9 protein-coding genes are annotated in these 8,154 nt (G+C 61.3%); 1 reads left to right on the top strand and 8 read right to left on the bottom strand.

Annotation, left to right across the window (positions count from 1 at the left end; genetic code table 11):
- The 8 genes from rseP to rpsB form a co-directional block, all read right to left on the bottom strand.
- On the bottom strand, positions 1-758 hold a 758-nt coding region (rseP, locus tag ACFFAR_RS17930), incomplete at its 3' end, for an RIP metalloprotease RseP (RefSeq protein WP_174363560.1).
- 7 nt (positions 759-765) lie between these two features.
- Positions 766-1,971, bottom strand: a complete 1,206-nt coding sequence (locus ACFFAR_RS17925) for a 1-deoxy-D-xylulose-5-phosphate reductoisomerase (RefSeq protein ID WP_075359984.1) — start codon at positions 1,969-1,971, stop codon at positions 766-768.
- A gap of 124 nt (positions 1,972-2,095) precedes the next feature.
- Positions 2,096-2,920, bottom strand: a complete 825-nt coding sequence (locus ACFFAR_RS17920; RefSeq protein WP_075359985.1) for a phosphatidate cytidylyltransferase — start codon at positions 2,918-2,920, stop codon at positions 2,096-2,098.
- A complete protein-coding gene (gene uppS, locus ACFFAR_RS17915) occupies positions 2,914-3,696 on the bottom strand; it encodes a polyprenyl diphosphate synthase (RefSeq protein ID WP_061999154.1) in 783 nt (260 codons plus the stop codon). The genes ACFFAR_RS17920 and uppS overlap by 7 nt, the downstream gene beginning before the upstream one ends.
- Before the next feature lie 64 nt (positions 3,697-3,760).
- Positions 3,761-4,321 carry a ribosome recycling factor gene (frr, locus tag ACFFAR_RS17910; RefSeq protein ID WP_056352706.1) on the bottom strand — a complete coding sequence of 187 codons (561 nt, stop codon included), beginning with the start codon at positions 4,319-4,321 and terminating at the stop codon, positions 3,761-3,763.
- Between the two features lie 108 nt (positions 4,322-4,429).
- A complete protein-coding gene (gene pyrH, locus ACFFAR_RS17905) occupies positions 4,430-5,143 on the bottom strand; it encodes a UMP kinase (RefSeq protein ID WP_056352704.1) in 714 nt (237 codons plus the stop codon).
- 332 nt (positions 5,144-5,475) lie between these two features.
- Entirely contained in the window at positions 5,476-6,357 is an 882-nt protein-coding gene (gene tsf / locus ACFFAR_RS17900) for a translation elongation factor Ts (protein WP_061999153.1), read from the bottom strand.
- 255 nt (positions 6,358-6,612) lie between these two features.
- Positions 6,613-7,365 (bottom strand): 30S ribosomal protein S2, encoded by a 753-nt coding sequence (gene rpsB, locus ACFFAR_RS17895; RefSeq protein WP_062169803.1) that lies wholly within the window; start codon positions 7,363-7,365, stop codon positions 6,613-6,615.
- Between the two features lie 432 nt (positions 7,366-7,797).
- On the opposite strand from rpsB, the gene ACFFAR_RS17890 reads away from it, so the two are divergent.
- Positions 7,798-8,154, top strand: a 357-nt coding sequence (locus ACFFAR_RS17890; RefSeq protein WP_375508208.1) for a M24 family metallopeptidase, incomplete at its 3' end; no start/stop codon positions are given.

Genomic DNA, 8,154 nt, shown 5'->3' with positions numbered 1-8,154 from the left:
CCCGCCTGAAGACCCGCTTTCGCGGCCGCGCTACCCGCTTCCACGCCCGCCACCGACAACGTGCCGCCGCCCGGTTCGAAGCCGAGCTTGTCCATGAAGTCCTGATCGATGTCCTGGTCGTCGACCTTGCCCACCGTCACAGGAAAATCGAACGTACCTTCGCTCGTCTTGGCCGCGAGCACGACGCGGCGCTGGTCGAACGATGCATCGAGCAGCTTCCAGCGCAGGTCGGACCATGACCGGATCGGCAACGTGTCACCAGTCGCACCGCCGCCGGGCGTCATGTCGCGCATCGAAACGACTGTCTCGCCGCCCTCGAAGCCGGCTTTCGCGGCCACGGTACCGGCTGCCGGCGTGGCGAGGATCGCCGCCGGCTCGGACACGCCTGCGGCGAACACGCCGGCGAACAAAAGGATGGCGAGAATGAAGTTGAAGACAGGACCCGCCGCAACAATCGCGATGCGCTTGAACACGGGCTGGCGGTTGAACGCGTGCGGCAGATCGGCTTCGGGAATGGTCGCGTCCGACTCCCGTTCGTCGAGCATCTTCACGTAGCCGCCAAGCGGCAACGCCGAGATCGTCCACTCGGTGCCGGTGGTCTTGCTGACCCACTTCACGAGCGGCTTGCCAAAGCCGACCGAAAATCGCAGGACCTTCACGCCGCACAGCCGTGCGACGCTGAAATGGCCAAATTCGTGGACGACGACCAAGACGCCGATGGCCACGACAAACGCAACGATTTCAGTCAGGAAGTTCATGTCCGTCTCAATGCAGGACGCGCTCTGCTTGCGGCGCGTCCATGGTCAGCAAGGCCGAGAACTCGCCCGCGAGGCGGCGCGCTTCGGCGTCGGCTGCGAGCACTTCATCTAGCGTCGATGCATTGCCGTTCGGCATGGCGTTCAGCACGCGCTCGACCACTTCGCCAATCGCCATGAAGCCGATACGGCGCGTCAGGAACGCCTCCACCGCGACTTCGTTGGCAGCATTGAGCGCCGCGCTTGCCGTGCCGCCGGCTTCCAGCGCCTTCAGCGCGAGCGCGAGACACGGAAAACGCTTGAGGTCGGGCTTCTCGAAGGTGAGCGTTGCGATTTGAGCGAGATCCAGTTGCGCGACGCCGGAATCGACACGATCCGGGAACGCCAGCGCATGCGCGATCGGCGTGCGCATGTCGGGATTGCCGAGTTGCGCGAGCACGGAGCCATCGGCGTAGGACACCAGCGAATGAATCACGCTTTGCGGATGAATCAGCACTTCGATGCGCGATCCCGGCACGTCGAACAACCAGTGCGCCTCAATCACTTCGAGACCCTTGTTCATCATGGTCGCGGAATCGACCGAAATCTTGCGGCCCATTGCCCAATTCGGATGCTTGCAGGCTTCGTCGGGCGTGACATGCTTGAGCGACGACGGGTCGCGCGTGCGGAACGGTCCGCCCGACGCCGTCAAGATGATCTTCGATACCCCGCCGTGCAGCGCCACTTCGCGTGGCAGGCACTGGAACACGGCGTTGTGCTCGCTGTCCACCGGCAGCAGGACGGCGCCGTGATCGCGCACGGCATCGATGAAGATCTGCCCCGACATGACCAGCGCTTCCTTGTTGGCCAGCAGGATGCGCTTGCCGGCACGGGCGGCGGCCAGCGTGGGCGCGAGCCCTGCGGCGCCGACGATCGCGGCGACCACAGTGTCGCAACCCGAACTCTCCGATACATCCACGAGCGCCTGCGGGCCGTAGCTCACCTCGGTCTTGCAACCTTGCTCGCGCAGCGCGGCGGCGACCTTCTCGGCGGTACTGGCGTCACCTACGACCGCGACTTCCGGCTGGAACTGCAGGCACTGATCGACGAGCTTGTCGCCGTTGCGATGCGCGCTCAGTGCGTAGACCTTGAACCGGTCGGGATGCCGCGCCACGACATCAAGCGTGCTCTCGCCGATCGAGCCCGTTGAGCCGAGCAGAGTCAGACGTTTTTGCATAAATCCTTCTTTAGCGGGCTGGCCGGATCAACCCGGCCGCCGATTTAGCTTCGATTTGGCGCATTTGGCTACATCGCATCTGGCTACCTGCACGCCGGCACACGTGGCCACTCTTTCTGGCCAACTAGCCGCCGAACGATCCGAGCAACAACAGCGCGATCGGCAATACCGGCAGGAGAGCGTCAATCCGGTCGAGCACGCCGCCGTGCCCCGGGAGCAATCCGCTCGAATCCTTGACACCGGCCTGGCGCTTGAGCAGCGATTCGAACAGATCGCCGATCACGCTGAACACGGTCAGCACGGTCAATGACATTAGCGCGCCGAGCCAGCCGAGGTGCTCCACGAGCGCCGTATAAAGGGTTGGCGCAAAAACCATCGTTGCAGCGGCCGCCGAACCCACGACCATCACCGCCAGCCAGCCGCCAGCCGCGCCTTCGCGGGTCTTGCCCGGGCTGATGGACGGCGCGAGCTTGTGGCGGCCAAACGCTTTTCCGGCGAAGTATGCGCCAATGTCGGCCAGCCATACGACTAGGAGAAGCGATAGCACGAATGCTACGCCTACCGTTCGAGCCGCAACCAAAGCGTGCCAGCACGCCACAAACGTCACGATTCCCGCGAACAACAGGAAAACGCGCCACGCGCCTTCGGCCAGCACCGGTTTCCGGGCGAGCGCAAATGGTCCGGCCAGGACCCAGAAGATTGCGGCCATCTGATACAGGGGTTTGTAACCGAGCCCGAGCCGCGTGCTGGCGACCAGCGCCACGCCCGCGATCACTGCGTACACCACCGGCGTCCCGCCGCCCAGCTTGAGGAGCCGCGCCCATTCCCAGGCCGCGAAGATCACGACTACGGCGATCAGCGCCGCGAAAGCGCCCACTGGTGCGAAAAACGTGATTGGCAGGAGCACTGCCAGCAAGACGATTGCCGTGATGACACGGGTCTTTAGCATGAAAGGGTATCGGCCTTCTGCGATTGCGGTTCGAGTTGCGCGCTGGTGCGGCCGAAGCGGCGTTCGCGTTCGCCATACGACTCGAGCGCTCGTGCGAGCGCCTCGGCGTCGAAGTCGGGCCAATAGGTATCGGTGAAATAGAACTCTGTGTAGGCCAGTTGCCACAGCAGGAAGTTGCTGATGCGCTGCTCCCCGCCCGTGCGGATGAAGAGATCCGGCTCGGGCGCATAAGCCATGGCCAGATGCTGCTCGAACGACGCTTCGTCGACGGGAACGACGCGGCCTTCTTCCACCGACTGCTCGGCGAGCTTCCTGGCGGCCTGCATGATGTCCCAGCGGCCACCGTAATTCGCCGCAATGGTCAGCGTCAGGCGTGTGTTGCGCGCCGTCTTGGTTTCGGCACGCTGGATCAGCGCGCGGATGCGATCGTCGAACATGGAGGTGTCGCCCACCACCCGCAAACGGATGCCGTTTGCGTGCAGCTTGCCGACTTCCCGCTCAAGCGCCGTGACGAACAGGCGCATGAGGAACGAGACTTCGTCAGTTGGACGCCGCCAGTTTTCGGAACTGAAGGCAAACAACGTCACGAACTGGACGCCCTGGCGCGCACAGCTTTCGACCGTTGCCCGCACGGCATCGACGCCGCGCGTGTGGCCCGCTACGCGCGGCAGGCGCCGCTGCGTTGCCCAACGGCCATTGCCGTCCATGATGATCGCGATATGACGCGGGACAGCCGCGACATCGGGCACGCGAACGGTAGAGCTGGTATAGGTCATGGCCGCTGAATCTTAGTATCGACAGAGTGACGCGCCGGCACGACGCAAGAGACCGTGATCGGCCTCAAACCGTCATGATTTCGGCTTCTTTCGACACCACCAGCTTGTCGATTTCCGCGACGTTTTTGTCAGTTAATTTCTGGACGTCATCGCTTGCACGACGCTCGTCGTCCTCGGAGATTTCCTTGTCCTTCACAAGCTTCTTCAGTTGCTCGTTCGCGTCGCGACGCAGGTTGCGAATCGCGATCTTGGCGTTTTCGCCTTCGCTTTTCACCACTTTCGTCAGTTCGCGGCGGCGTTCTTCCGTCAGCGCGGGCATTGGCACGCGGATCTGGTCGCCCTGGTTCGACGGGTTCAGGCCGAGATCCGAATCGCGGATCGCCTTTTCCACCACCGGCACCATCTTCTTTTCCCACGCCTGCACGCCGATCGTGCGCGCGTCGATCAGCGTCATGTTCGCGACTTGCGAGATAGGTACGCTCGAGCCGTAATAATCCACCTGGATATGATCGAGCAAACCCGTATGGGCGCGACCCGTGCGAATCTTGGCGAGATCGTTCTTGAACGCTTCGATCGACTTCTGCATCTTCTGGTCGACGCTCTTTCTAATGTCAGCCACACTCATTTCAGCCTCCGTACTTGCTTTGTTACACGCAGTGCAGGCATGGGGGGCGCCGGTCCCAACGAACCCGCACTCGGCCTCAAGCCTGCTTTCGTTACTTACTGCGAGAGTTTACACGTGGACGAGCGTACCTTCGTCGTCGCCCTGGATGATGCGCTTGAGCGCCCCCGGTTTATTGATCGAAAACACCCGGATCGGCAGCTTCTGGTCGCGGCACAGCGCAAACGCCGTCGCGTCCATCACCTGCAGGTTCTTGCCGATCGCTTCGTCAAAGCTGATCGTGCTGTAACGCGTGGCGCTCGCATCTTTCTTGGGATCGGCGGAATATACACCGTCCACTTTGGTCGCCTTGAGCACGACTTCCGCGCCGACTTCCGCACCGCGCAGGGCAGCAGCGGTATCGGTCGTGAAGAACGGGTTACCCGTGCCGGCCGCGAAAATAACCACTTTTCCTTCTTCGAGCTGACGAATCGCGCGCGGGCGAATGTACGGCTCGACCACCTGGTCCATGCGCAGCGCGGACTGCACGCGCGCTTCGATACCGGCATGGCGCATGGCGTCCTGCAAAGCCAGCGCGTTCATCATGGTGGCAAGCATGCCCATGTAATCGGCTGTTGCACGGTCCATGCCGGCCGCGCCGCCCGCAACACCGCGGAAGATATTACCGCCACCGATCACGACCGCGAGCTGCGTGCCCATGCGCACCACTTCCGCAACATCTGCCACCATCCTTTCGATTGTCGCGCGATTGATGCCGAAGGCATCGTCGCCCATGAGTGCTTCGCCGGAGAGTTTGAGGAGTACGCGTTTGTAGGCTGTGGGCATATGAGGTTTCCGGTTTCGCGCCGAGAGGGAGTGCAACAACGTAGAACTGTAGGGGTGAAACGATATTTACGGCAAGCATCCCATATTGGGCAAGCCGCGGCGGCATAACGGGTTGACCCCGGTTTGCCCATCCGGCGCGGTTTTGGCCGCTATGAGGGTACGGAACGAGCGTTCCTCGATGGGAACGCCAGACCCGCATCCGACTGCTTTTTGAAACTGTGACAACACGGCGGCGAGCTGTGCATCGGTCGAGCGGCCCGGTTGGACGGGCCGGCTGAGCGTCAGTTGCGAACACCCGCCACCGCTTGAAACGTCATGCGAGGACCTGCTTCTCAGCCTTGCTTGGCAGCGGCGACCTGGGCAGCCACTTCGGCAGCGAAGTCGTCCGTACGCTTTTCGATGCCTTCGCCGACCACGAACAGCGCAAACTTCTGCACCGATGCGCCTGCGGCCTTCAGCATCTGCTCGATCGTCTGCTTGTCGTTCTTGACGAACGTCTGGTTCAGCAGCGACACTTCCTTCAGGTATTTCTGCACGCTGCCGTCGACCATCTTCGCGACGATTTCAGCCGGCTTGCCCGATTCAGCAGCCTTTTGCTCAGCGATGCTGCGTTCCTTCGCGATCAATTCCGCCGGCACGTCGTTCGACGACAGCGAAACCGGCTTCATTGCTGCAACGTGCATGGCGACATCCTTGCCGACCTGCTCGTCCGCGCCCGTGAATTCGACCAGCACGCCGATGCGCGTACCGTGAAGGTACGAAGCGAGCTTGTTGGCGGATTCAAAACGCACGAAACGGCGCACCGAGACGTTTTCACCGATCTTGCCGATCAGTGCGAGGCGCACTGCATCAACCGTCGAGCTTTCCAGCGGCAGCGCCGAGAGGGCCGCCACATCAGCCGGATGGTTCTTCGCGATCAGTTCTGCGACCGTCTTGCCGAACGCCAGAAAGTCGTCGTTCTTGGCGACGAAGTCGGTTTCGCAGTTCAGTTCGACCAGAACGCCCACGCCGTCGGCGATATGCGCCGAGACGATGCCTTCAGCCGTCACGCGCGATGCAGCCTTGCTCGCCTTGTTGCCGAGCTTCACGCGCAGCAGTTCTTCAGCGCGGTCCATGTCGCCATCGGCTTCGGTCAGCGCCTTCTTGCATTCCATCATGGGCGCGTCGGTCTTTGCGCGCAGTTCTGCCACCATGCTTGCGGTAATTGCCGCCATCATTTGCTCCTTGAGTCTGTGCCGTGCCTTAGCCTTAGCTTGAAGGCACGTGAATCGCACTATTGACACGCGCCGCCGGCGAAAATCACCCGCGGCCAGAATGGGGTACTGCTTGTTACTTCAACACTATTCGATGACCCGCGTGTTGCTCAGCGCTTACTGAGGCTGGCCAAACGAGCCTGGCTAAAAAAAGGGGGCCTTTCGCAAAGCCCCCTTTCTAGCCGGATACATCACATCGGCGTCATCTTTTGCAAATTACGCTTCTGCGTTGACTTCAACGAACTCGTCGCCTTCGCCGCTGCGAACTGCCTGCACCACTTCGTTCACCGCGCTCGAACGGCCTTCCAGGATCGCGTCGGCCACGCCTTGCGTGTACAGCGCGACAGCCTTGCTGGCGTCGTCGTTACCCGGGATCACGTAGTCGATGCCTTCCGGCGAGTGGTTCGTGTCGACCACCGCGATAACCGGAATGCCAAGCTTCTTGGCTTCGGTCACGGCAATCTTGTGGTAACCCACGTCAACCACGAAAATCGCGTCCGGAATGCCGCCCATGTCCTTCACGCCGCCAATCGACTTCACGAGCTTGGCCATTTCGCGTTCGAACAGGAGCGCTTCCTTCTTGCTCATGCGTTCCGTTTCACCGGCTTCCAGCGCTGCTTCCATGTCCTTCAGGCGCTTGATCGATACCTTCAGCGTCTTGAAGTTGGTCAGCATGCCGCCGAGCCAGCGTGCGTTCACGAACGGCATGCCAGCGCGTTGCGCCTCTTCTGCCACCGTGTCACGCGACTGACGCTTCGTGCCGACGAACAGGATCGTGCCGCGATTTGCTGCCAGTTGACGCACGTACTTCAGCGCGTCGTTGTACATCGGCAGCGTTTTTTCGAGGTTGATAATGTGAATCTTGTTGCGATGACCGAAAATGAACGGAGCCATCTTCGGATTCCAGAAGCGCGTTTGGTGACCGAAGTGGACACCGGCTTCCAGCATTTGACGCATTGTTACTGCCATGAGAGTTCTCCGCGAGGGTTGGGTCTTAAGCCGGCTGCCGCATCGGGCGCCTCGTGTTTCTTAGCTTTTCGAGGCGTCGGACACCCTGGGTGCGCCGGCTTGCGATTCAAGTCCGATCTCTTCTCGATGGGCTTTTCGCCGGCTTGCCCGGAAACCGGGGTTTCTGGAAAAAGGCATTGAAAAGACGATTGCAAAGTGGATGCAGACTTAGCCAGCGAGTATATCACGCACCAATGTCGCGTTTCAAGCTGCCTGACGGGCTGCAAGAAGTCGTTCCGAACTGCGTTTCCGGATGCACCAAAGCCGCCGGTGCCGCGCCGGGCGGCGCTTTTGGCGCAAACCTCACTGGTTTTCCGCTGCGGCGTGCCGCCTAAGGTGCGATAATGCGCGATTGGCGTTTCAAGCCGCTAACACGCATTTTCGATACAAGTCATGTCCATCACGCTGAAAAACGATCACGATATTGCGCAAATGCGCATCGCCTGCCGGCTCGCGAGCGAGGTGCTCGATTTCATCACGCCTCACATCGTGGCCGGCGTGACTACCGGCGAACTCGACCGGCTGTGCCATGAATACATGACGAACGTCCAGCACACGGTTCCCGCGCCGCTGAATTATCAGCCGCCGGGTTACCCGCCGTATCCAAAAGCCACCTGCATTTCGCTCAATGACGTGATCTGTCACGGCATTCCCGGCGACAAGGCGCTGAAGAACGGTGACGCGCTGAATATCGACATCACGGTGATCAAGGAAGGCTATTTCGGCGATACCAGCCGGATGTTCATCGTC

The organism is uncultured Caballeronia sp., assembly GCF_964243625.1.
In the GTDB taxonomy this organism is placed as follows: Bacteria; Pseudomonadota; Gammaproteobacteria; order Burkholderiales; family Burkholderiaceae; genus Caballeronia.
Note: the sequence above shows the minus strand (reverse complement) of the source record. Positions and strands in the feature narration are given on the sequence as shown.